Source organism: Photobacterium sp. TY1-4 (assembly GCF_025398175.1).
Lineage (GTDB): Bacteria > Pseudomonadota > Gammaproteobacteria > Enterobacterales > Vibrionaceae > Photobacterium.
The window spans coordinates 63,023-84,576 of the sequence record NZ_CP099735.1; the positions used below are offsets into that span (position 1 = coordinate 63,023).

At 51.2% G+C, this 21,554-nt stretch carries 17 protein-coding genes; 6 read left to right on the forward strand and 11 right to left on the reverse strand.

What is annotated here, in order from left to right:
- Window positions 1-73 precede the first annotated feature (73 nt).
- Both NH461_RS16845 and ylqF read right to left on the reverse strand, forming a co-directional pair.
- On the reverse strand, window positions 74-1,249 hold the full coding sequence (locus tag NH461_RS16845) for an MFS transporter (RefSeq protein ID WP_261603774.1): 1,176 nt from the start codon (window positions 1,247-1,249) through the stop codon (window positions 74-76).
- A gap of 812 nt (window positions 1,250-2,061) precedes the next feature.
- Window positions 2,062-3,015 (reverse strand): ribosome biogenesis GTPase YlqF, encoded by a 954-nt coding sequence (gene ylqF, locus NH461_RS16850; RefSeq protein WP_261603775.1) that lies wholly within the window; start codon window positions 3,013-3,015, stop codon window positions 2,062-2,064.
- A gap of 453 nt (window positions 3,016-3,468) precedes the next feature.
- Here ylqF and NH461_RS16855 point away from each other — a divergent pair, with 453 nt between their 5' ends.
- The 3 genes from NH461_RS16855 to NH461_RS16865 all read left to right on the forward strand — a co-directional run bounded on the left by NH461_RS16855 (window position 3,469) and on the right by NH461_RS16865 (window position 7,060).
- A complete protein-coding gene (locus tag NH461_RS16855) occupies window positions 3,469-4,623 on the forward strand; it encodes a M20 family metallopeptidase (protein ID WP_261603776.1) in 1,155 nt (384 codons plus the stop codon).
- A complete protein-coding gene (locus tag NH461_RS16860) occupies window positions 4,623-6,167 on the forward strand; it encodes an AbgT family transporter (protein WP_261603777.1) in 1,545 nt (514 codons plus the stop codon). Before NH461_RS16855 ends, NH461_RS16860 begins: the two co-directional genes overlap by 1 nt.
- A gap of 611 nt (window positions 6,168-6,778) precedes the next feature.
- On the forward strand, window positions 6,779-7,060 hold the full coding sequence (locus NH461_RS16865) for a hypothetical protein (RefSeq protein ID WP_261603778.1): 282 nt from the start codon (window positions 6,779-6,781) through the stop codon (window positions 7,058-7,060).
- A gap of 44 nt (window positions 7,061-7,104) precedes the next feature.
- Here NH461_RS16865 and NH461_RS16870 read toward each other — a convergent pair whose 3' ends face one another.
- Window positions 7,105-8,130, reverse strand: coding sequence for a YdcF family protein (locus NH461_RS16870; RefSeq protein WP_261603779.1), 1,026 nt, complete (start codon window positions 8,128-8,130; stop codon window positions 7,105-7,107).
- A 175-nt stretch (window positions 8,131-8,305) separates the two neighbouring features.
- Here NH461_RS16870 and NH461_RS16875 point away from each other — a divergent pair, with 175 nt between their 5' ends.
- On the forward strand, window positions 8,306-8,695 hold the full coding sequence (locus NH461_RS16875) for a VOC family protein (protein ID WP_261603780.1): 390 nt from the start codon (window positions 8,306-8,308) through the stop codon (window positions 8,693-8,695).
- Window positions 8,696-8,845: 150 nt separating this feature from the next.
- Here NH461_RS16875 and NH461_RS16880 read toward each other — a convergent pair whose 3' ends face one another.
- On the reverse strand, window positions 8,846-10,474 hold the full coding sequence (locus NH461_RS16880; RefSeq protein WP_261604640.1) for an AMP-binding protein: 1,629 nt from the start codon (window positions 10,472-10,474) through the stop codon (window positions 8,846-8,848).
- 559 nt (window positions 10,475-11,033) lie between these two features.
- Here NH461_RS16880 and NH461_RS16885 point away from each other — a divergent pair.
- On the forward strand, window positions 11,034-11,225 hold the full coding sequence (locus tag NH461_RS16885; protein ID WP_261603781.1) for a YtxH domain-containing protein: 192 nt from the start codon (window positions 11,034-11,036) through the stop codon (window positions 11,223-11,225).
- A 60-nt stretch (window positions 11,226-11,285) separates the two neighbouring features.
- Here NH461_RS16885 and sstT read toward each other — a convergent pair whose 3' ends face one another.
- The 7 genes from sstT to NH461_RS16920 form a co-directional block, all read right to left on the reverse strand.
- The gene (sstT, locus tag NH461_RS16890; protein WP_261603782.1) at window positions 11,286-12,527 is read right to left on the reverse strand and encodes a serine/threonine transporter SstT; all 1,242 of its coding nucleotides are present in this window, start codon (window positions 12,525-12,527) and stop codon (window positions 11,286-11,288) included.
- A 292-nt stretch (window positions 12,528-12,819) separates the two neighbouring features.
- The gene (locus NH461_RS16895; protein WP_261603783.1) at window positions 12,820-14,517 is read right to left on the reverse strand and encodes a BatD family protein; all 1,698 of its coding nucleotides are present in this window, start codon (window positions 14,515-14,517) and stop codon (window positions 12,820-12,822) included.
- A 25-nt stretch (window positions 14,518-14,542) separates the two neighbouring features.
- Window positions 14,543-16,480 (reverse strand): vWA domain-containing protein, encoded by a 1,938-nt coding sequence (locus tag NH461_RS16900; protein WP_261603784.1) that lies wholly within the window; start codon window positions 16,478-16,480, stop codon window positions 14,543-14,545.
- The gene (locus tag NH461_RS16905) at window positions 16,473-17,438 is read right to left on the reverse strand and encodes a vWA domain-containing protein (protein ID WP_261603785.1); all 966 of its coding nucleotides are present in this window, start codon (window positions 17,436-17,438) and stop codon (window positions 16,473-16,475) included. Before NH461_RS16905 ends, NH461_RS16900 begins: the two co-directional genes overlap by 8 nt.
- A complete protein-coding gene (locus NH461_RS16910) occupies window positions 17,431-17,982 on the reverse strand; it encodes a DUF4381 domain-containing protein (RefSeq protein WP_261603786.1) in 552 nt (183 codons plus the stop codon). The genes NH461_RS16905 and NH461_RS16910 overlap by 8 nt, the downstream gene beginning before the upstream one ends.
- The gene (locus tag NH461_RS16915; RefSeq protein WP_261603787.1) at window positions 17,979-18,929 is read right to left on the reverse strand and encodes a DUF58 domain-containing protein; all 951 of its coding nucleotides are present in this window, start codon (window positions 18,927-18,929) and stop codon (window positions 17,979-17,981) included. The genes NH461_RS16910 and NH461_RS16915 overlap by 4 nt, the downstream gene beginning before the upstream one ends.
- The gene (locus tag NH461_RS16920; protein WP_261603788.1) at window positions 18,926-19,882 is read right to left on the reverse strand and encodes an AAA family ATPase; all 957 of its coding nucleotides are present in this window, start codon (window positions 19,880-19,882) and stop codon (window positions 18,926-18,928) included. The genes NH461_RS16915 and NH461_RS16920 overlap by 4 nt, the downstream gene beginning before the upstream one ends.
- An 899-nt stretch (window positions 19,883-20,781) precedes the next feature.
- Here NH461_RS16920 and NH461_RS16925 point away from each other — a divergent pair.
- Window positions 20,782-21,522 carry an SDR family oxidoreductase gene (locus tag NH461_RS16925; protein ID WP_261604641.1) on the forward strand — a complete coding sequence of 247 codons (741 nt, stop codon included), beginning with the start codon at window positions 20,782-20,784 and terminating at the stop codon, window positions 21,520-21,522.
- Window positions 21,523-21,554 lie beyond the last annotated feature (32 nt).

Below are 21,554 nucleotides of genomic sequence, written 5' to 3' on the forward strand. Positions count from 1 at the left end.
GTAAGACCTAAGGGCGCGACATGATGTCGCGCCCGCTCTTTTTTCGGCGGCGCTAACCTGTTTTCCGGCGTCGCTAACTTGCCAAGGCCGTATCACTACGCTTCGCACTGGCCAGCAGCATATAAATGCTGGTTGCCAGCAACACAATAAAGAAATAGTCCATCAACCCATTGGACGGGTTGGCGAGGGGCTGCTCCAGAAAACTTCCCGCACCAATCGGCCCCAGGGCAGAGCCAATGCTGTAACTGAACAGCATCACCTGGGTGGCTGCCACAATGTAGGCCGAGTCTATCTTTTCACAAGCCAGCGTGATCGCGATCGGATACAAGGCAAATGCAGACATGCCTAGCAGCGCCAGCGCGACAACTAACCAGGTGTAATTGTTGCTCAAGTAGGTGAGACCGACTGCAAACACCCCGAGCAACGACATCAGCGCCAGCAATAGGGTTTTACTCATGATCACTGAGAGTTTACCGATAATCGGTTGAATGGCCATGCCACCCAGAACAATGGCCGCCATCAACACGCTGATTTGTTCGGCATCCAGCTGGCTTTGTCGCAGAGATAGCGGCATGAGGCCATAGATAGTCCCCATCACGATGCCGGAAACCGTGCAGCCGATAATCGCCGGCTTATTCAACCGGGTAATATCTTTCAGTGACAAGCTCAAATGTGCCTGCTGTTTTGGCGGCGACTGACGGAGCAATATGGCCGGCAGGGTGGCGGCCAGCAGTAGGCTCAGGACAGCAATGAACGGGCCAAAGCCCTGAACGCCAATGACACCGACCCCTAGCTGGCCGACGGTTGTCCCGCCATAGAGTGACGTCATGTAGATCCCCAGCCGTTTTGCACGCTGTTTTGGACAGTCGCTGATCAGCAGCCAGGATTCGACCACCACAAAAATGCCGGCCACAGCCATACCCGCAATCAGGCGTGCCAGTAGCCAGGCATCCCGGTTGGCAAACAACGGCAATACAATCACGGTTGAGGCCAGTAACAACAGGAAGCCGATAAAGGCCGCACGGTGACCGATTTTGCTGATGATTGGTTCAATCATCATTGAACCAATCAATAACCCAATATAATACGAACTGGCAAGCCAGCCTGCGTATTGGCTGTCAATGTTAAAGCTGGCCAATGACAGCGGAACTAAGCTCATTAAATAACCGGCGGCAATCGCAAACACGGTTAAACCGGCGACAGGGACAAAAATCCCGGATCCGGTCGCGGAAGTAGTGTTTTGGCTCACTACTGGAGTCTCCAAAATAAATCGTTGATTAATAAATCTATCTTATGGTTTCGAAAAACCAGAGCTTAGGGCTGCTGTCGGGTGGACAAGCGCCTTGAAGGAAGTATTGAATAAGATAGACAGGGTAAAGCCGCACTCCCGGTTGAAGGGATCAGCCGGTATTCGATTGGGTTCAGGTGGAATATGGAGCGGATTTTAAGATTCGTAAAGTGAGAAAAACTAATGCAAACGAGAAATTTGAGTCATCTGATATAAAATCATTTGTGTTATATCTATCGGAAAATGCTCCCTTCATGCTGTTCAGGCTCTGAAGGCAATAAAAAAACAATGATTTGTATGTTAAATGCCTGCTTCTCAGTAGGTTGTCACACAGAATTGATTAGAGTTATAACAAACAAAAAATGAAGCATGAGGCAAAAGTTTTTTTGGTTGCCTGGAATTGCCGTACGCGACTGGGTCATGCCGTGCAGTTCAGAGAAGCGGGCGTAAGCCGTGTGTCCGGAATGAGTGCAGTCAATCCTTGTTTTGGTGCAGTGCGGCGTAAAGCTGCCCCTTAAGGTATTGAAATTTCGTGGCTTAAAGTTGGCATCACAGTTGCAGATAAGTTCATGACAGTATCAGGCTGGTTCAGTATTGAAGAGGGTACCAGCGGGGAATGGCTGTCGTTGCTATGGTACATAATCCTTTGTCAGTTGACATCCGGGTGCTGCGCTCTGTAGCGGGAGAACAGCACCCGTTTTTTTAGACAAACGTCAATGGACCCGCAGAAGGAGTTCGTTGAGCCATTGTCCCTGAGTTTCAGCCCTGGGATGTTAGCGTTTGTTCTTCAGATAACGCTTACGGCGTTCTTCTTTTTTCTTGGCTTTTTCTTCGGCTTTGCGCTCTTCTTCAATGGCGACGTTGATCAGCTCTTGGGTGATCATCTCCGGTCGCTCCAGGGTAATGTGGCCTAGAGTGCCGTTTCGTAACTCATTGATCAGGATTTCAGATGCTTTATGCAGATCAACCCGGCCGCCACCTTTCAGGCAGCCACGTTTGCGGCCAATTTCTTCCATCAACTCGATTTCAGTTTCCGGCAGCTCGTCGTCCAGATTGTAGCGCGCCTTAATGAGTTCAGGATAAGCGTCTTTCAGATATTCAATGGTGAAGAAAGCAACATCCATATAGTCCATTGCTGTGTCTTTGACGGCCCCGGTCGCTGCCAGGCGAAATCCGCTATGCGGGTTTTCTACCTTCGGCCATAAGATCCCCGGCGTATCCGAGAGAACAATACCGTTTTGCAGGTTGATTCGCTGCTGCTGACGGGTCACTGCAGGCTGGTTTCCGGTCACTGCGACGGCACGGCCGGCCAGGGTATTGATGATGGTTGATTTGCCGACGTTCGGGATCCCCATAATCATGGTGCGAATCTGTTTGCCCATTTCCTCCCTGTGCGGTGCCAGCTTGCGGCAAAGCTCCATGATTTTATGGACTTCACTGACGTTTTCCGTGGTGATCGCCAGGGCTTTTACACCCTGCTCTTGCTCAAGGTGATCGATCCACAGTTGCGTCATTTCCGGATCTGCCAGATCACGCTTATTCAGAACTTTGACGACAGGTTTATTGTTTCTCTCACGAAAGCTCTTGATCAGCGGGTTCTCGCTACTGAAAGGAATACGGGCATCCAGCACTTCGATGATGACATCGATCTTCGGCAGGACTTCTTCGATTTCTTTACGGGCTTTGTGCATGTGGCCCGGGAACCACTGGATTGCATTGCTAGACATTTGAAAAATAACTCTTTTTTATGGCTTGTTGCTGATGGGATGCGAAATGAGGCAAGCACACAATCACTGACCGGGTGGTGCCTGGGGGTTTGTCAGTCAGACTTGCTCGTGAACACAGTTGTCAGTTCCATCAGGTTACCGATGAACAGGCCATTGAGACCTTGGTTTGAGAGGGAGTGTAGCGCACTCGCCCCCAGACATAAATTGGTTTCACCCTTCCTGCCGATAACTTGGTCGGTCTGCAAGAGAATGAAGTGAGATTGACAGTTCTGCCTGCGTTATGACAGGCATGAAATATGTCTCCTCAGGAGTCAGTCGGATGCACCGTGGTTCAGATTCACTTTTGCAGGTGTTGCTGGCTTGTGATGTATTCGTAATTGTTGTTGTCTTTTGTATGACTTATTGTGCAGATCTGGTTAATATCAACAAAAGAATCAACACGTGGATATAATCATGGACATAGATATCAACAAGTACATCGAGATTAGGAAAACACTCCACCGTAATCCAGAGCTTAAGTATGAAGAATTCGATACGGCGAAATTAGTCGCTGAACATTTAACTGACTTAGGCTATGAAGTGACCACGGGCATCGGGAAAACAGGGGTTAAAGCGGTTCTTTATACCCATCGACCGGGGCCGACGATTGCTTTTCGTGCCGATCTGGACGCGCTACCGATTTTGGAGCTCAACGAATTTGAGCATAAATCTCAAAATACTGGAAAGATGCATGCTTGCGGCCATGATGGGCATACTGCCAGTCTGCTGTGCGCTGCGGAATCCTTAATGGCAAACAAAGATGCGTATTGCGGTAACATTGTCATTATCATGCAGCCGGCAGAAGAGGGCGGAGCTGGCGCGAAGGCCATGATTGATGACGGGGTTCTTGAGCACCCGAGAGTTGATAAGATATTTGGCTATCACAACAGGCCTGGCTTTCAGCAAGGGCTCGTCTTTGTGAAATCGGGCTCTGCAATGGGGGGGAATACCAGTATCTCCGTTGAAATTACCGGGAAAGGGGGGCACGCAGCAATGCCTCATTTAACGCATGACCCAATCGTTGCAGGTGCAAGCTTTGTGACGCAAGTTCAAACCGTGGTGTCCAGAAAATTATCACCCCTGAACGCGGCGGCAGTGACTGTTTCAGAATTTCATTCAGGACAGGGACATAATGTCATTGGCTCAAAGGCGCAGCTCAGCTTAAGTGTACGCTCAGATACGAAAGAAACCGATGAGCTGCTGGTTCGTGAGATTGAAAAAACACTCAAATGCGTCTGTGAGCAATTCAACTGTACTTATGAATTCACCATCCTTTTATCAATTCCGGCGTTGGTCAACCATCGACAAGAAACCACAGATGTGATTGAAGCATGTCAGTACAGTTTTGAGAAAAACAACCTGTTAGAAATTGATTATATGCCAACGATGGGGGCAGAAGACTTCAGTTTTTATTTGTTAGAAAGACCGGGTTGTTACTTCTTTATTGGAAATGGTGAAGATTCTGCTTATTTACACAATCCTCATTACGACTTTAATGATGAAAATATCGCCGTAGCAAGGCAAGTCTACATGGATGTAGCACAATTTTACCTAGGGAGAGAGCAGTAGTGGAGCACGCACAACACAGGCCAGAAACAATCAAGGATAATCGCTTTTTATCGTGGGTTGAAACCACGGGGAATAAATTACCTCATCCGTTTTTATTGTTTGTCTACTTAGCCATATTTGTCATGGTGATTTCGGCGGTCTTAAATTATTTCAATATCAACACATACAACCCGAAAACCGCGGAAGCCTATCCGATCAAATCTTTGGTATCCGGTGACGGCATCGCTTACATGTTCACTAATTTTGTGAAAAATTTTGTGAACTTCCCACCTCTAGGCACCATCATCACGGTGATGCTGGGGATCGGTTTAGCCGAACGCGTTGGTTTACTCTCGACGTTACTAACACAAACGGTGGCGAAAGCGCCGCGTCATTTACTGACGTTTTTCGTGTTTATTGCCGGTATCTGTGGCTCGATTGCTTCCGACGCAAACTATCTCATTTTGATCCCGTTAGTTGCCATGGTATTCCATAGTGTCGGCCGTAATCCGTTAGCGGGGGCAGCAGCAGCTTATGCGGCGGCAGGAGCAGGCTTTGATGCCAGTTTGTTTATTACGGTCGGGGACGCTCTATTTGCAGGCATTGCAACAGACGCCGCAAGAATCATCGACCCTGATGCGTATGTCAGTGCGGTAGATAACTATTACTTTGTCGCCTCTTCTGTGTTTATTCTTGCTGTTGTCGGGACGCTTATCATAGATAAAGTCGTCGAACCGCGCCTGAATAATTTACATCCGTTGTCAACAATGATCAAAGAAAGACCCACGGCTGAAGTGAATATGACGGCGGAGGAAAAAACGGGTCTCAAGCGGGTAGCATTGTTTACGCTAGGCTACCTGGCTTTTGTGATGGCGCTTGTCCTACCTGATTCCTCAGCGCTGAGGAACGCTGATGGTGGTTTGATTCCGTCTCCCTTCCTGAAAAGTCTTGTGCCATTCATGTTTTTTTACTTTCTTGGTATCGGGGTGATTTACGGGAAAGCAGTTGGTAAAATCGAAAGGGTAGAAGATATTCCGGACCTAATGGCCGAGTCTGTGAAGGCTCTGGCGACAACGCTGGTTCTATTTTTAGCCATTTCCCAGTTTATTGCTTATTTCAAATGGACCGGCATTGGGAACCTGGTTGCCTTTGAAGGCGCACATTTCTTACAGTCTGTCGGTTTCGATGGGTATGCCTTGATCATCAGTTTCATTTTGATCACCTGTATCTGTAATATTTTCATGACCAGCGGCAGTGCTCAGTTTGCGTTATTTGCCCCGATATTTATTCCGATGCTAATGCAATTAAATATTGAACCTGCATTCACACTGGCGATGTTCAGAATTGGAGATAGTTCGACGAACATTATTTCACCCATGTCACCGTATTTCAGTGTGGCACTGGTGTATATGCAAAGCTATAAGCCTGAACTCCGTATTGGGACCTTGATGGCGACAATGCTTCCGCTCGCCATTGGTTTCCTGGTGTTCTGGACGGCGTTTTTACTGTTATGGACCGGTTTTGGCCTTGATGTTGGGCCTGGTGTGTCGATGTACATTAACTAAAGAATCCGCTTCCCCAGAATCAAACTGCGGGCACTAAGTTTGCCCGCAGTTTCAGTCGTGCTGATAGACACCATTCGCCCCGAGGTTTATGGCACAGCTGCTATGGCCAAGCGATATATGCAGTCGTTTTTACCGTCTTCAGAAATTACCTGACTATTTGCCCTGATAGTCTCTTTCCCGTAAATCAGATGAAAATTGAGAACTGCTGCGAATCTTTTGTTCAAAGGGGAGGAGAGTGGATATGAAAAGCAGACGATTTAACCTATGTTGGATTTATCGTTTAGTGTCGGGCAAAGGTTAGCGCGCAGAGGCAAATGCCACAATGCTCGATTGAAATCGAAAGAATTCGCGTGGAATGATCAAAGGTCGTCCCTTTGGCTCGATCACGCGTCGAATATTAAATCATGCAAGTGACTCAGTCCGAATGATGGCGTGTGATGCTGAGCAGATCTCACTGTTACAACAAAATCATGATGTCTGGACATCAATCTCATTCATAAGTTGAGGGTGGAATGTCTGGCTTTTTGCATACTTAATGTACGTATTTGCTTACTTTATGATTCAGCTTGGTTTGTGAGCATGCATCACGCTTCATTGAGCAGGAGATCACTATGTCTATCAGAATGGATAAACCTGTGCTGCAAACAAAAGTGGCTGCGGGAGCAACGTCGAACCCTGAGGCTTATGCGGCCTTAAATTGTAAGGTTTGTGGCGAAAAGTTGCATCTCCTGTTTTTGAACCGTGCCACGTTGGCGTTTTGCCCAGGCGCGGATTTATCTGGCTTGGAACCCATTGTGTCACGACTGAGAAATGCTGAAACGGAAGAACGGTGTGTGGTGTCGTGCCGTCGTCGGTCCGGCGAAAATCCTTTGGAAAGCATCCGGACTGATTAAATGGGAGCATGAAGGATTTCTGTTCGCTTTGATTTGATAAATCGCTACAGACAGACATAAGGCGGACAATCAAAGGCTGGCAACCCAATTGCCCGGAGCGCATCTATGTAGCAGTTCCGTTTGATTTGAGCCGAATGTCGGTCATCGATGGGTTGTTCTGCTGCGACGACGCAATGGTTCACCGAAATCGTCGGTTGGTTGGCGGTGAGCTGCAAAATCTGAAACAGCAACTGGGTGCGCTGCACATGGGCTTCACTGCTGATGACTGTCACAGCCCGAATGTTGCGCTGCTGAAGCTGTGCCAAGCTGAACCGGGCATTCTCGATCGTATTGGTTGCCAGAGGCTCTTCAATAATTCGTTGTTCATCAATGCCCTGCTCACACAACCACAGCTTCATTTGCCGGGCTTCCGTTTTGCCTTGTTGTGGCATGCCGCCGGTCACCAGGATCGAACTGGCCGGGAAACGCTGTGCCAGAGTTTTCGTCAGAGCAAGTCTGGCGATTAAAGCTGGGGCCAGCGCGCCACCCGGCTGGAGTTTGTATCCCAATGTGACCAGGGCATGGTCTGCTTCATGATGCGTTGTTGACCGGCACGGTGTCCGGTAGGTCGGGCTCTCTGCCTGAGGTTTCGGACTTGTCACAAGCGGTTGTGACAACACTGCTTCGATTTGCGTGATAAACCGGTCGAGAAATTCGGCGTATGAACAATCGTGTTGTCGCAGGCGGGAGAAATAGTGTGCCGTCAATGTATTGTCTTGTTCATAGTGATGCCAGGTGATCAGATAGGTGAGGACCCGACGTTGCTCTTCTGGACTCTGGCAGTGCGCCAGACACTGGCGATAGCGTGCGAGCGCGGTGTCAATGTCCCCTTGAAAAGTGTGCATGGTTGCCAGGGTCAGCAAGGTGTCGACATGTGTGGGCTGTTGCTGGTGTGCCTGCTTGAGAAAATAAATAGCGGCCTCAAGATTGGATACCCGGCGCTGGTGCAGCGGAACATTGTTGCGATCCGGATGTTGATATGCACTCAACGCGCGTTGTAACAGATCGTGGTGTGTTGCGTGAACTGCCATAGCTTCGCCCTTGCCGAGACGGTGATACGCTCATGGTAGCGTATTCTCACGATGCGGCAAGCTCCCGAATGGTCAGGAATTGAATGGTGTTCGCCGATTTAGAGCTGGGCAGCCCGGTGATTTTGTCTACTGTTAATGCTATGAGCAGGTAGAGAAGAGGCAGAAGGATATGCATATGTACAATCCATTTAAGCAGCACGGCGCATTTAGCTGGTCGGAGTTAATGACTGATGATCCGGTGAAAGCGGTTGCCTTCTACACCGATGTGATCGGTTGGGAGGTGGAAGCCATGGAAATGCCCGATGGGGTCTACCATGTGCTGAAGGCCAATGGGGAAGCGGTCGGCGGTATTATGGCTAAGCCGGAAGGGTATGAGCATATCCCCAACCATTGGGGGACGTATGTCACCGTGGATGATGTGGATGCGACACTTGAGCAGGCGGAGGCCATGGGCGGAAAGGCGGTTTATCCGCCGATGAATGTGCCCGGTGTCGGCCGCATGTGCGCGATTGCCGATCCGGATGGCGCAGTTGTCTCGGTGATAACCTACGAAGAGAAAGCGTGATTTGAGCCGATGAACGTCGCGCAATAACCGGCGCGAAATAACTGTGTGAGTTGAGGCGCAGTGTTCGGATATGGGTCAACGATCAAAGCCGCCGGTTGAAGGGCGGCTTTGACCGAGCGGCGTTAAATGCTCAAACGCTGGCTGCTGGGATTACTCTTCCCATTGGACGAGCTGACCTTTTGGCCAACTTGCACCGATGTCATGATATTTCTTCTCGAGCAGGTGGCGTTTAATTTTGAGTGTCGGCGTCAGGATACCGTTCTCAATGCTCCAGGGCTCTTTCATCATCAGTACACCCTTGATTTGCGCATGAGATTCCAGCTCTTGGTTGATGGTATCAATCACATGGCGTGCTTTACGCTCATAACGCTCGCGATCAAAATTCGGGAAGTCATGCGGGATAGCAAGCAGAATGGGGGCGGGCAAGCCTGAGCCGATCACGCACATCATCTCGATATTACTGAGTTCAAACAGGCGCTTTTCAATCGGCACCGGGGCGACAAACTTACCTTTTGCCGTTTTAAAGGTATCGTTCTTCCGGCCTTGAATAGTCAGATAGCCCTCGTCATCCAGGAAGCCGATATCGCCGGTATGGAGCCAGCCTTCAGCATTGAATGCCGCTTGGCTGGCTTCTTCGTTTTTGTAGTAGCCCGAGAACATCCCGGCGCCCCGAACCAGAATTTCTTCATCGTCGGCAATTTTGATTTCGATCCCTGGTCCGGCGTTGCCGACTGTGCCGATTTTTTCACTGCGGAACGGATGGTTGAGGGTGCTGTAGGCAAATGACTCGGTCATCCCCCAGGCTTCGGTGATGTTCAACCCGATATGCTCATACCAGCGGAGCAGGGCCGGAGATACCGGCGCAGAGCCACATCCCAGAACCCGTGCTTTATCCAGTCCCAGACCGTCCGCCAGCTTGCGCTTGATGACACCGGAGATAAACGGAATTTTCAGCAACAGATTGAGTTTCTGCTGAGGCAGCTTCTCAAGGATCCGTTGCTGGAACAGGGTCCAGAGCCGGGGCACTGAAATGAACAGGGTCGGGCGGTGCATTTTCACATCGTCAATGAACGTCTCGAGGGATTCCGGAAATGCGACCTGAATGCCGGCCATGACGGATGAACCGTAGATATAGACACGCTCGGTAATATGGGCCAGCGGTAGGTAAGAGAACAGGCGCTCATCTTCCTGCATCCCGATATGATCGACCAGGCGCTGGGCTGTCCAGGCAAAGGCGCCGAATGTCAGCAGAGCCCCTTTGGGTAAACCGGAGGTGCCGGAGGTGTAGACAATGGACATCAGATCGTCGGGTTTGTGTTCGGGGCGTTCATCGCTCGGCTCATGTTCTGCCATCAGGGTATCCCAGTCATGCCGGCAAGAGAGCACATTCGGATAAGGAAACGCTATGGTCGGCAGATCAGGATGGTTAGCCAGCACTGCATCGGTCGCTTTATTATCATCGAGTTTCCCGATGAACAGCGCTTTCGACTCGCTGTGGCTGATACAGTGTTCGATGGTGTCAGCGCCTGCGGTCGGGAAAATAGGAACGCTGATATAGCTGCCCAGCATCAGCGCCAGATCGGTAATGAACCATTCAGCGCAGTTTTTCGAAATCAATGCGACGCGATCACCCGGCTCGATCCCCATGCTTCGCAATGCACTGACCAGGCGCAGGGCCTGATCCAGCACCTCAGCATAGGTGAAGTCGACAAATTGTCGGTTTTTAATTTGGCGGAGATAGATATCGTCCGGGCGCTCTTCTGCCCATTTCAATAACATTTCATGTGGTAAAGACTGCGTCATGAGGGTGTCCCTTAAGCGTTCTGTGGGCAGAGGTAAAGTCATTTTGTCATCCTTGTCTTGTTATATTGTTGTTAAAATAAAGGGGTCGAACTGGTCCGTCAAGTCCATGTTTTGAATTAAACTCCTGTAATTAAGTATGAAAATGGCCCCGAACTTGTCAAATAAAAGTTACATTCCATTAGAGCAAATTGTTTCAAAATGCTACTAATGTACATCAGGGGTCTGCGGGAGAAATACCCGTAGAGACATTGAACAAGGGAAGACATGAAGCAAAGGGAGGCACGGAGCAAAGTGAGCAGGGGGATTCCAGCGCAAGCCGGATAGACTGCGGGAATGAATATCCGGTGAGCTGATGTGGTGCTTGGGTACTGACGTTCGAAGCAACAGATAGAGATCACAAACGCTAAGCTGCTGATTTGCATTGTGATGATGGTGAGGCCAGGTATAATTGTACCATCGAAACGATGGGTTCTGCTCGGGCTTGATCACGGCTCAGCGGGCTCAGTGACGGGTTTAACAACAGAACGAGAAAACGATGATTAAGTACATAATGTTATTGCTGGTTGGGATCGGTGTGTATCTCGGTGTGACTTACAAAGATCAGATCGAAGATTTTGTCGATTCCCGTCCGGCGGAAGAGATGCAGGATTTGCTGGAAGAGGCTAAAGATCAGGTGTCAGAGAAGGCTGAGGTCTTGTCGGATAAGCTGGACGAATTGAGCAAGTAACCGCCAGAGCAACAAAAGGCAGCCATTTGGCTGCCTTTTTTGTATGCGTGCGAGCCAGTATTATGACTTGGCTGTTTCAGCGCTCGCCAATTTGGCTTCTTCAGCCTTACAAGCAGCAGCGGTGAAAAGCACATCCGTTGAACTGTTCAGGGCGGTTTCAGCAGAGTCCTGAATCACACCGATGATGAAGCCAACCGCAACCACTTGCATTGCGACGTCATTCGGGATCCCAAACAGGCTACACGCCAGTGGGATCAGCAGCAGTGAGCCACCCGCAACACCCGAGGCGCCACAGGCAGAAATGGCCGCGACCACACTCAGCAGAATTGCAGTGGCGAGATCAACTTCAACGCCCATCGTATGCACGGCAGCCAGCGTCAGGACGGTGATGGTGATCGCCGCACCGGCCATGTTGATGGTTGCACCCAGTGGAATGGAAACAGAGTATGTATCTTCGTGCAGATCCAAGTCTTTACACAGTTGCATGTTTACCGGGATGTTAGCCGCAGAGCTACGGGTAAAGAATGCCGTGATCCCACTTTCGCGGATGCAACGCAGCACCAGTGGATATGGGTTGGACTTGGTTTTGTAGAACACGATCAGCGGGTTTACGATCAGCGCGATGATCAGCATGGAGCCCAGCAGCACACCCAGCAGATGACCGTAGCTTGCCAATGCGGCAAAACCGGTTTCTGCAAAAGTGTTGGCGACTAAGCCGAAAATCCCGATTGGCGCCAGACGAATCACGAAACGAACAATCAGCGTAATGCCGTTAGACACATCATGGAACACTTGCTTGGTTGCTTCACTGGCTTGATGCAGGGCAAAACCCAGAGCGATCGCCCAGGCAAGGATCCCGATGAAGTTACCGGTCATCAGGGCATTCACTGGGTTATCAACAATTTTGAACAGCAGCGTGTTCAGAACTTCCGTAATCCCTTCGGGAGGCGTGGTTCCTGTTGCGCTGGCTACCAGAGTTAAATGGGTCGGGAAAAGGAAACTCATAGTAACGGCAGTCAACGAAGCCATCAGGGTACCGAACAGGTACAGCATGATGATCGGCTTCATATTGGTATGGGCGCCTTTTTTCTGGTTTGCAATTGAAGAAGCAACCAGGATAAAGACCAGTACCGGCGCGACAGCTTTCAGCGCGCTGACGAACAGGTTGCCAAGAAAGCCGACTTTTACGGCAGATTCAGGGGCAACGGAGGCGAGAATAACACCGGCAATAATGCCGATAAGGATTTGAATCACCAGGCTACCGTTGGCAACACGGGCGAGAAAGGGTTGTGTTTGGTTCATATTACGTCCTGCATCATTTTATAATATGTTACGGAAGGATTAAATTGTGCTTCCGAGACGTTTTTTAACAGGAAATCCGATTATTTTCCACCTTTCTTTTCATATACTATCGGTTTACAGGAATTTAACACCCTTTCAATCTGCGTTCATTAACTTCAGGTGCCGCAAGCCTGTTTGAAAACTGTTCGTTAACATAATAGTGAAAAGGCTGGCTGGAATGTTAAAAAAGCTCACGCGGCGGTGAGCTTTGGGTGATGACAGCATGGGGCCGACTTAGGAAAATCCGCCCAAATTACCTTTCGGGGACTAAAGGTTCCAGTGCAGACGGCTTGTCGGGGGCACAATTTTGCTGCGGCGATTGCTGCGTGATTGCGTCAATCAAGCGGAGCAAGTCGCGGTTGTTCCAGCGTGTTTCCGATGTCTCTGATGGTTTTTGGTAGTGTGCAGCCATCATCTCATGGACGGCTTGTGCCATCTGCGATTGCTGCGGGTGGCCTTCGTGCTGCTGACACCATCGCTGGTAGTGTAGCTGAGCCTGAAGCGGTTGATTTGCCTGAACCGCCAGCCGCAAACTTTCCAGGGGCGTTTGCTCGATATCACGGGATGGTGATGGCTTAGTCTGGTGACGGGGATTGCGGCGCGCGTTGAACCACAGCCCGGTCGAGAGCAACCATAAACTGGCAAAAAGTGCCGTCAGCCACGGCCACCAGCCCGCATCTCGAATGACTTCAGGGTCTGGTCGAAGCACTTGAACGTTTAGCGATCGGGTGGCATCGCCTTCGGTTTGGAGGGGGAGTGCGGCATTATTCAGCGGATCGCCGGGTAACACCAACAACGTCAGGCCATCCAGTTGACTGACCTGTTGCGTGCTGGTTGTCGTATTCCACCAATTGACCGCCAAGGGAGGCAACGTCAGGCTGCCCTGAGCCCGAGGAATGATCACTTGCTTCAGGGTCATGACGGTATAATCGTTGACGTGACTGTAAACGGGTTTCTCATTGTACACTTTCACCGAGCCCGGATAATCCAGGGAAAGATTCGGCATTTTGCTCTGCTCGGTATTTTTCATTTTCAGGGTGATGGTTCGGGTAATTGGAGCACCGACCCGGATCTCATCATTTTCAGGCTGCCATTGTTGTGTCAGTTGCAGATCTTCGGTCGGCAGCCATAGCCCAAAATAGCCGGACGGAATGTCTTTGACTTCCAGTTCAAGATCATCGGCTTTCTTCTCAATCGGCATCCGTACAGTGGAGCCAAATCCCCGGCCTTGTTTTAGGATGTTGCCGCGAAACTCTGCGCCCTGAAGTTGGTGCCGGCCCGGCTGATTTGCCGTGATTTGGTATTCACGGGTGATTGCCAGATAGCGGCGGCCATTGAGTACCGGCTCCGCCTGACGATCTTCTCCGACCTGCTTCACTTCCAGACCTTCGGCAGCGGGCGGTACCAGGGTGGCCTGGCTCATTTGCTCGCCAATCATCAAACGGACGGTATAGCGCACGCTTTCACCCAGGTAGAGTGAATTTTTATCAATCTCGGTGCTGATTTTGATATCCGGCTGGTCGGAGACTTGTGCGCTGGTTTGGGTCGATGTGATAACAATCGGATCGGTGATGGTGGCACCAATTCGAAAGCGGGGGATCGTAAATTCCCCCACAGCTTTGGTTGCCAGCGCAATGCGCCATTCCGTTTGACGGGACACGACACCATTGAGCATTTTGGTCTGGCTGCTGGTGCGTGGCGTGCCGTAATTGAAGTCCGGTGCCAGAACGGATAAGTCCAGCGCATTGACATTGACGCTGTCATCGATACTGATGGTCAGCTGAAACACCTCGTTCACTGCCACCTGGTTTTTGGACACGGTGGCGACGGCTTGGGCAGCGTATGTCGGCCAGCTGACAAATATCATCAGGATCAAACCGAGCCAACAGGCATCAAGAGATCGCCGACCGTCGGTACGGCGCATGTGTGGGGGAATGTTGAGTCTCATCATTTCTCTTGTACCATGCATTGGTTTCTTACCATGAATTCTCTGTTTCAGGGGTTGTCTGTTTTTCTCGTGCTTGCAAAATCAACTGGGCGCGGATCAGGGCACTGGTATCATCCGGAACCTGCTCTAACTTTTTCAAAACTGGATCGCTGGCTGACAGGGAGTTGTGCGGTGACGCATCTTCTATGGGTTCGGCAACACCTCCCTCACGCTGTTGCTCCGTTGATAGCTGTTCCGTTGATCGTTGCTCCGTGGATGATTGTTCAGAGCTTTGCTGTGCTCCGGGCAACGGATTTTCCGGTGCGTTCGGTTCTCCGTCATCAGCGGCACGGGCCGAAGGCGTGGGATCCGGCTGCACTTCTGATGATTGCCCGATATCGTCAGAGGGTTGACCTTGCATTGCCGCTTGATCTTGATCGGATGCCTGCGAAGCATTGTTCTGATTCTGCTGATTCTGCTGATTCTGCTGATTCTGCTGATTCTGCTGATTCTGCTGATTCTGCTGATTCTGCTGATTCTGCTGATTCTGCTGATTCTGCTGATTCTGTTTGCTATCGCCTTTGGGAGCAGGGGATTGCTGCCCGCCGGGTTGAATTTGGTCCTGTGCTTGGTTTTGATCCTGCTGTTGCTGTTGCTGTTGCTGTTGCTGCGCCCGTTTGACCTGTTCCAGGTTCTGGCGGGCGTCCGTATCGTCCGGGTTGTTTTCCAGCACTGATTCATACGCCGCAATGGCCTGGTCATACTGGCCGGATTGCGCGTAGGCATTCCCCAGATTGAAGCGGGACTGATCATCCGATAGCGGCTTCAGGGTTTCAATCGCTTGTGCATACTGGCCGGCTTTGTATTGTGCTGCGCCTTTCCAGCGCGGGTCCGTAAACAGATCGGCGGCTTGCGCATAGTCCTGCTGGCCGAAAGCTTGATGGCCTTGCTGGTTCGTATTTAGCCAAGGGGAAGCCATGGCCGGATCTTGGGGGAACACGCATAACATGACGGCAAGAACCAGCCCGCGGCGAAACCCGAACAGGGACAGAAAGACCACCGGAATGAGCAACCAGAACCCATCATTGATGCGCTCCTCAACTGTTTTCTCCTGACTTTGCTCGGCAGTGGCCTGCGGATTGGCTGTCGCGGCGATCAGGCGTTCAACATCATGGTTTGTGGGTTGAAACAGCTGGAGTTGGCCACCGGTTTGTTTGACCAGGGGCAGGAGCGTGCTGAGATTAACCTTGGCAACAACGGTCTCTCCCTGGCTGTTGGTCAGCAAACGACCGTCCGGTAGCCGGATCGGGGCGCCCTGACGGGTTCCGATGGCCAGGACGGAAAGCCGGTACTGGCTGTCTTTCAGGAGCGCCAGGGCCTGCTCAGACTCCTGATGACTCAGCCCATCTGTGATCAGGATGATATCTCCCGCCGGATGGCCGGCTTGTTTGAGCAGGCTGATGGCTTCCTCGATGCCGGCTGCTGCGTTACTGCCCTGGATCGGCATAATGTCCGGGGACAGGTACGGGATCAGGCTGGCCAGGGTATGACTGTCCCGGGTGAGCGGACTGACGACAAAGCCATCGGCGGCGTAGGCGACGAGGCCGGTACTCCCTTCGGTCCAACCGGGCAACAAATCCAGGGCCTTAAAGCGGGCCTGGGTCAACCGATTCGGTGTGATGTCAGTGGCATACATCGAACGGGACATATCCATGATCAGCACCCGTGCCCCCGCGAGATGGTAGGCGGGGATCTCGGCTTTTTCCCAACTGGGGCCTGCCAGCGCCAGCACGCTGAGCAGCCAGCCGGCTGCCAGAATTCCCCATTGAGGGAAAGCGGACGCCGCCGGTTGTGCACCGAAATGGCGGTTTAGGTGCGGCGCAATCAGTGCGGTTTTCTTTCGCTTGCGAATGAGCCAGGGGAGAACTGCGAGCAGTGGCAGCAACGCCAACAGCCATTCCGGGTGCAGCAGTGTTAAATCAGCCATGCCGCCTCCTCAACAGTGCAATCAGCACGGTGAGTAAGAGTGCCAGCGCGAGCGGGTAGCGAAAGATCTCTTCGCGTGGACGCCAGGTTTGTTGTGCAGTATTCACAGGTTCCATTTGATCAATCAGTTGATAAATTTGTTCCAGCTCCTGAGGGTTTCTGGCCCGAAAGTATTGTCCGCCGGTCAGCTGGGCAATCTCAGTTAAGGTTTTCTCATCCAAATCCTGTGATGGATTAACGGTTCGGGTGGAAAAGAAAGTACGCTGTTGCAGGACTTCGGCACCGATCCCAATGGTATAGATGGTGACGTCACTGCGCGCGGCTAACTCAGCCGCTTCAATCGGCTGGATCACACCGGCAGTGTTGCTGCCGTCACTGAGTAAAATGATCACGCGTTGCGGGGCCTGGCTGTCGATAAACGTTTTGGCTGCGATCCCAAGCCCTTCACCAATGGCAGTGCTTTGGCCGATTAATCCCAGTACACTCCGGTGTAACTGTTGTTGCACGGTATCGCGGTCAAACGTCAGGGGGGTTTGCAGGTAGGCGTGTTGTGCAAACAACACCAGGCCCAGGCGATCGCCCTGGCGCCGCTCGATAAAGTCTGCGAGTACTTGTTTCACGGCTGTGAGCCGATCGATGTGGTCACCATTCGGGGTGATCATATCTTCGATCGACATGGATCCGGACAGATCGACCGCCAGCATCATATCTCGGTGCTCAGGGTTGATTGCTATCGGATCACCATACCAAACCGGGCGTGCCAGGGCGCCAAGCAGCGCACACCAGGCCAGACCGACCATCAGTTTACGCCAGCGTGTGTCGGGTTGCTGGTGGCCGATGCCATCCGGCAGCTTGGGGAGCCGAATGGCGACGGGCTGCGCGATCGGCTGGGCATATCGGTAAATCAGCCAAGGCAGGGGCAGCAACGCCCAGGCCCAAATCCAGAAAAACTCAAACATGCCTCTCCTCCGCAGCCGTGGACGGTTGAGTGGGTTGCTGGCGTTGCAAGGCAGGCAAACGCGCGGTTTTCAGCCATCGTTCGGCTTGTTGATAGCAGTGTTGAAAGTCCTGCGGATCAAGCGCTTGCTTGGAAAAGATCCCGCGATGCCAGTGTTCGGATAAGGCAGCAAAGCTTTGCGTCGATGGGGGCAAATGGGTATCCAGAAACGCCAGCCATTGCGCGCCGGTCAGGCTGGCAACCTGTTGGCGCGGATAATAAGACATCGCGGTTTGACGGAGCAGTAAGTTAATTGCGTTTAGTGCATCGGGTTGATTGAAATCCGGCAGACGGCGCAATGCTTCTTTGCGTGCTCTTTGTTGTTGTCTGGATTGCCGGATGTGGCGAATGCCCATCCACAGTCCGCCGATCAGCAGACACAGGCCGATAAACAGGCATACCCACCAGCCCCAGGCGAGCGGCCAATAGTCGGGCGCATCAGGGAGATGAATGTCTGCCAGGGGCAGGGGAGTTGGGAGGTCGTTGACCGCTGGTTGCTCAGTCATGAAGCGACTCCTGCAGTGTTTAATTGAGAGATTAACGGGTGAGCCGCGGAAATCTGATGGACCGGGATTGCCAGGCTCTGGGCCAGGGTTTGGATAAAGTGTTGGTGGTGCTGGTATTGCTCCTGAAGCTGCTGGCGGGTGCTGGTGGCCGCAAAGTTCACCCACTGTGTTTGGCGGCTGTCTCTGACATGCTCGGCGCCCCGGAACCGGGTTTGGCCTTGTTCCAGCGGATCGAAAACCTGAACAAATTGGATCCGGTTGTGTTGGCGCAGTTGACTCAGACGACGTTTGTCGGTTGGTGTCAGGAGATAAAAATCACTGATCACGACGATGTCGCTGCCTTTCGGACACAGATGATGAAGGTGTTTCAGGGCTGCTGAGAATTCAAGTTGGGTTTGCTCGCCCGCTTGGCCTGAGGTCTCGGGGCGGTGCGCTTCCAACAGGGCATTGATCACCCGGAGCGGCCCTTGCTGACGCGCCGTCGGTTTACACTCGATGAGTTGAGTCCCGGTATAGATGATCGCGCCGATGCGGTCCTGCTCTTTGGCCGCCAGCCAGCTGAGTAAACTGGCTAAATGGGCGGCCTGGACCGATTTCAACAGCAGGGTGGAGCCGAACTGCATGTTTGGGCTGAGATCTACGAGCAGCATCACCGGCTGCTCCCGCTCTTCAGTGAACAGTTTGGTGTGTGTTTTACCGGTGCGGGCCGTGACCCGCCAGTCGATGGCCCGAATATCATCCCCCGCTTGATACGGCCGAACTTCTGCGAAGTTCATCCCGCGACCTTTCTTTCGGCTGATGTGCTGCCCATTCAGCTGCGACCAGATACTTTGCGCCGGTGGCAGCCAACGCACTGCCTGATTCTTATATTGCAGGAGCTCCGCCAGACACAAATTCACACCGTCGCTATGGGCAGGCAGCGCCGGGATCGGGGTCGTGTCCGTCATGCGCACGCAACCTGCTCGATGATCAGGCGAATGATGGTGTCGCTCGCGATGCCTTCGGCCTGGGCTTCATAGCTGAGCAGCAGGCGATGGCGCAGTACCGGGTAAGCCATCTGCTGAACGTCTTCCGGCGTCACGAAATCCCGGCCACAGAGCCAGGCATGGGCACGGGCGCAGCGATCCAGTGCCAGCGTGGCCCGCGGACTGACGCCCAGTTGCAGCCAGTTCGCCAGTTGATCACTGTAGCGCTCCGGCTCTCGGGTTGCCATGGTCAGACGGATAATATAGTGCTCGACTTCTTCGGCCATGTGGATATTGAGGACTGCCTGACGCGCCTCGAAAATTTCTTTCTGGCTGATGTGCACCGGCTCGGCAACATGAACCCCCATGGCTTCCCCCCGGTTCAGGCGCAGAATTTCCAGTTCGCTGGCCGCGTCCGGATAATTCACATTGAGTTGCAGCAGGAAGCGATCCAACTGTGCCTCCGGCAGTGGGTAGGTGCCTTCCTGTTCGATCGGGTTTTGTGTTGCCATCACCAGGAATAATGCGGGCAAGGCATAGGTTTGACGCCCCGCGGTAATCTGTTTTTCTGCCATGGCTTCCAGCATGGCGGCCTGAACTTTGGCGGGGGCCCGGTTGATTTCATCAGCCAGCAGCAATGAGTTGAAAATCGGGCCGGGCTGAAATTTGAATTCGCCGGTTTCCGGACGAAAGATATCAGTTCCGGTGAGATCGGCCGGCAATAGATCAGGGGTAAATTGAATCCGGTGGAAGCTGCCTTCAATGCAATCGGCCAGTACTTTCACGGCTCGGGTCTTGGCCAGCCCCGGTGGGCCCTCGACCAAAATATGGCCATCAGCCAGCAGGGCAATCAGCAGTTGCTTAACGAGATCGGGTTGACCAATCACCTGGCTGTCCAGGTAAGTCTGCAGGCGTTGAAACGTCGATGTTAACATAATGTGGGTTAAATCCTTTAACTACAAAAAAGTCAATTAAAAGGTGAGTTTTCTGACCAGAAATTCTGGTGAGAGTTCATTTTCGACAGCGACTTAGCTTTAGATTTTTTTGTGGCGAAATAGTATACATCACCGAGTTTATGCTAAGAATTATAGCTTCTACATAGGGTTACCAGGCGACAATTTCAACCGTATCGGTGGAGAAAGGTATTTCCGTTTTCGCTGCCAGCCAACTTGTGACGTAAGAAGGAGGGCGGTGCGCTGTCTTGAACAATCAGTAACGTTGGTGTGAGGCGGAATGCGTGCAACGAGCTTGTACTCTAAAGAATAAAATTACATATCAAATAACTCTTTAGAATGAACGTTTCTTAAAAGTAAGGGCGCGGATGACGGTTGATGATGATGAATGACATATTCTTGTACAGTCTTCGATTGGTTTATTAAAAAATTATTGTTCAACTTAGCACTAATATTGTGCGTCCATGCATGAAATGAGTGCAACTCAAATGAATGTTTCATGAAGTTGTTTGGCATCTCCATAGTTAATCTAATTATTTCACAGATTGAAATTATTGGCACTTTTGATGCATGAGATTATTTCGCCAGAAGCATGTATTGAGTGGGCGAATGATAATGATCTGGCACGCGAATTCTTTAATGGAATATTGGTACGACCATTGATGCTGTGTGTTGATATTGGCATGCCTGTATGTTCTTATAATATTTATGCAATATGTAGGTCACGGTATTGACTTAATTGACCGATACGATGCATGAAAAGTTTAGGAAAATAATCAGTTAATTCAATTAGGTTGGTTAATCCTTGAAACTGAATGCAAGCCGCTTTTTATTTTCAAGGCAGTAATAGCATCATCAATGATGGAATGGAGTCTTCTGTAATGAGCAAAACAGCATTAGTAACTGGTGCGAAAGGTGGTATTGGGTCGTCAATCACAAATGCGTTAGTCGACGCGGGGTATCGTGTGATTGCAACTTATTTCCCGAATGGGGAAGAAAAAGCGAAACAATGGTTCAAAGAAAATAACTATTCAGAAGACCAAGTTAGGTTATTTCCTCTGGATGTTACCGATACAGCCTATTGTAAAGAAGCATTAACGACCTTATTAGCGGAAGAAGGTCATGTTGATGTTCTGGTAAATAATGCAGGTATCACGCGAGATACAACATTTAAAAGAATGACTGCCGAGCAATGGAATGAAGTCATTACGACGAACCTGAATAGCCTCTATAACGTCACACATCCGCTCTTTGCGTCGATGTGTGAAAAAGGGAATGCCCGGATTATTAATATTTCTTCAGTCAATGGCCTGAAGGGACAGTTTGGTCAAACAAATTACTCAGCGGCAAAGGCGGGAATGATTGGCTTTACCAAAGCCCTGGCAGCAGAAGGTGCCCGTTCGGGTGTAACCGTCAACGCCATTGCTCCGGGCTATACCGGGACGCCGATGGTTGAAGCCATTAAACCGGAAGTCCTGGACTCCATCAAAGCAGAAATTCCGATGAAGCGTCTGGCGGCACCCGCCGAGGTGGCAGCAGCCGTTACCTTCCTTGCCAGCGATGCCGCTGCGTACATCACAGGCGAAACACTGTCTGTGAACGGCGGTTTGTACATGCATTAATTCGCGACTCAGGTTATTGAAAGGACGCTAAA

Coding starts and splice junctions, on each gene's coding strand:
- NH461_RS16910 (WP_261603786.1), bottom strand. CDS start 17,982: ATGACTGAGCAACCAGCGGTCAACGACCTCCCAACTCCCCTGCCCCTG.
- NH461_RS16920 (WP_261603788.1), bottom strand. CDS start 19,882: ATGTTAACATCGACGTTTCAACGCCTGCAGACTTACCTGGACAGCCAG.
- NH461_RS16875 (WP_261603780.1), top strand. CDS start 8,306: ATGTACAATCCATTTAAGCAGCACGGCGCATTTAGCTGGTCGGAGTTA.
- NH461_RS16900 (WP_261603784.1), bottom strand. CDS start 16,480: ATGGCTGATTTAACACTGCTGCACCCGGAATGGCTGTTGGCGTTGCTG.
- NH461_RS16855 (WP_261603776.1), top strand. CDS start 3,469: ATGGACATAGATATCAACAAGTACATCGAGATTAGGAAAACACTCCAC.
- NH461_RS16865 (WP_261603778.1), top strand. CDS start 6,779: ATGTCTATCAGAATGGATAAACCTGTGCTGCAAACAAAAGTGGCTGCG.
- NH461_RS16915 (WP_261603787.1), bottom strand. CDS start 18,929: ATGACGGACACGACCCCGATCCCGGCGCTGCCTGCCCATAGCGACGGT.
- ylqF (WP_261603775.1), bottom strand. CDS start 3,015: ATGTCTAGCAATGCAATCCAGTGGTTCCCGGGCCACATGCACAAAGCC.
- NH461_RS16880 (WP_261604640.1), bottom strand. CDS start 10,474: ATGTTATTGAAATGGGCAGAAGAGCGCCCGGACGATATCTATCTCCGC.
- NH461_RS16925 (WP_261604641.1), top strand. CDS start 20,782: ATGAGCAAAACAGCATTAGTAACTGGTGCGAAAGGTGGTATTGGGTCG.
- NH461_RS16895 (WP_261603783.1), bottom strand. CDS start 14,517: ATGATGAGACTCAACATTCCCCCACACATGCGCCGTACCGACGGTCGG.
- NH461_RS16870 (WP_261603779.1), bottom strand. CDS start 8,130: ATGGCAGTTCACGCAACACACCACGATCTGTTACAACGCGCGTTGAGT.
- NH461_RS16885 (WP_261603781.1), top strand. CDS start 11,034: ATGATTAAGTACATAATGTTATTGCTGGTTGGGATCGGTGTGTATCTC.
- NH461_RS16905 (WP_261603785.1), bottom strand. CDS start 17,438: ATGTTTGAGTTTTTCTGGATTTGGGCCTGGGCGTTGCTGCCCCTGCCT.
- sstT (WP_261603782.1), bottom strand. CDS start 12,527: ATGAACCAAACACAACCCTTTCTCGCCCGTGTTGCCAACGGTAGCCTG.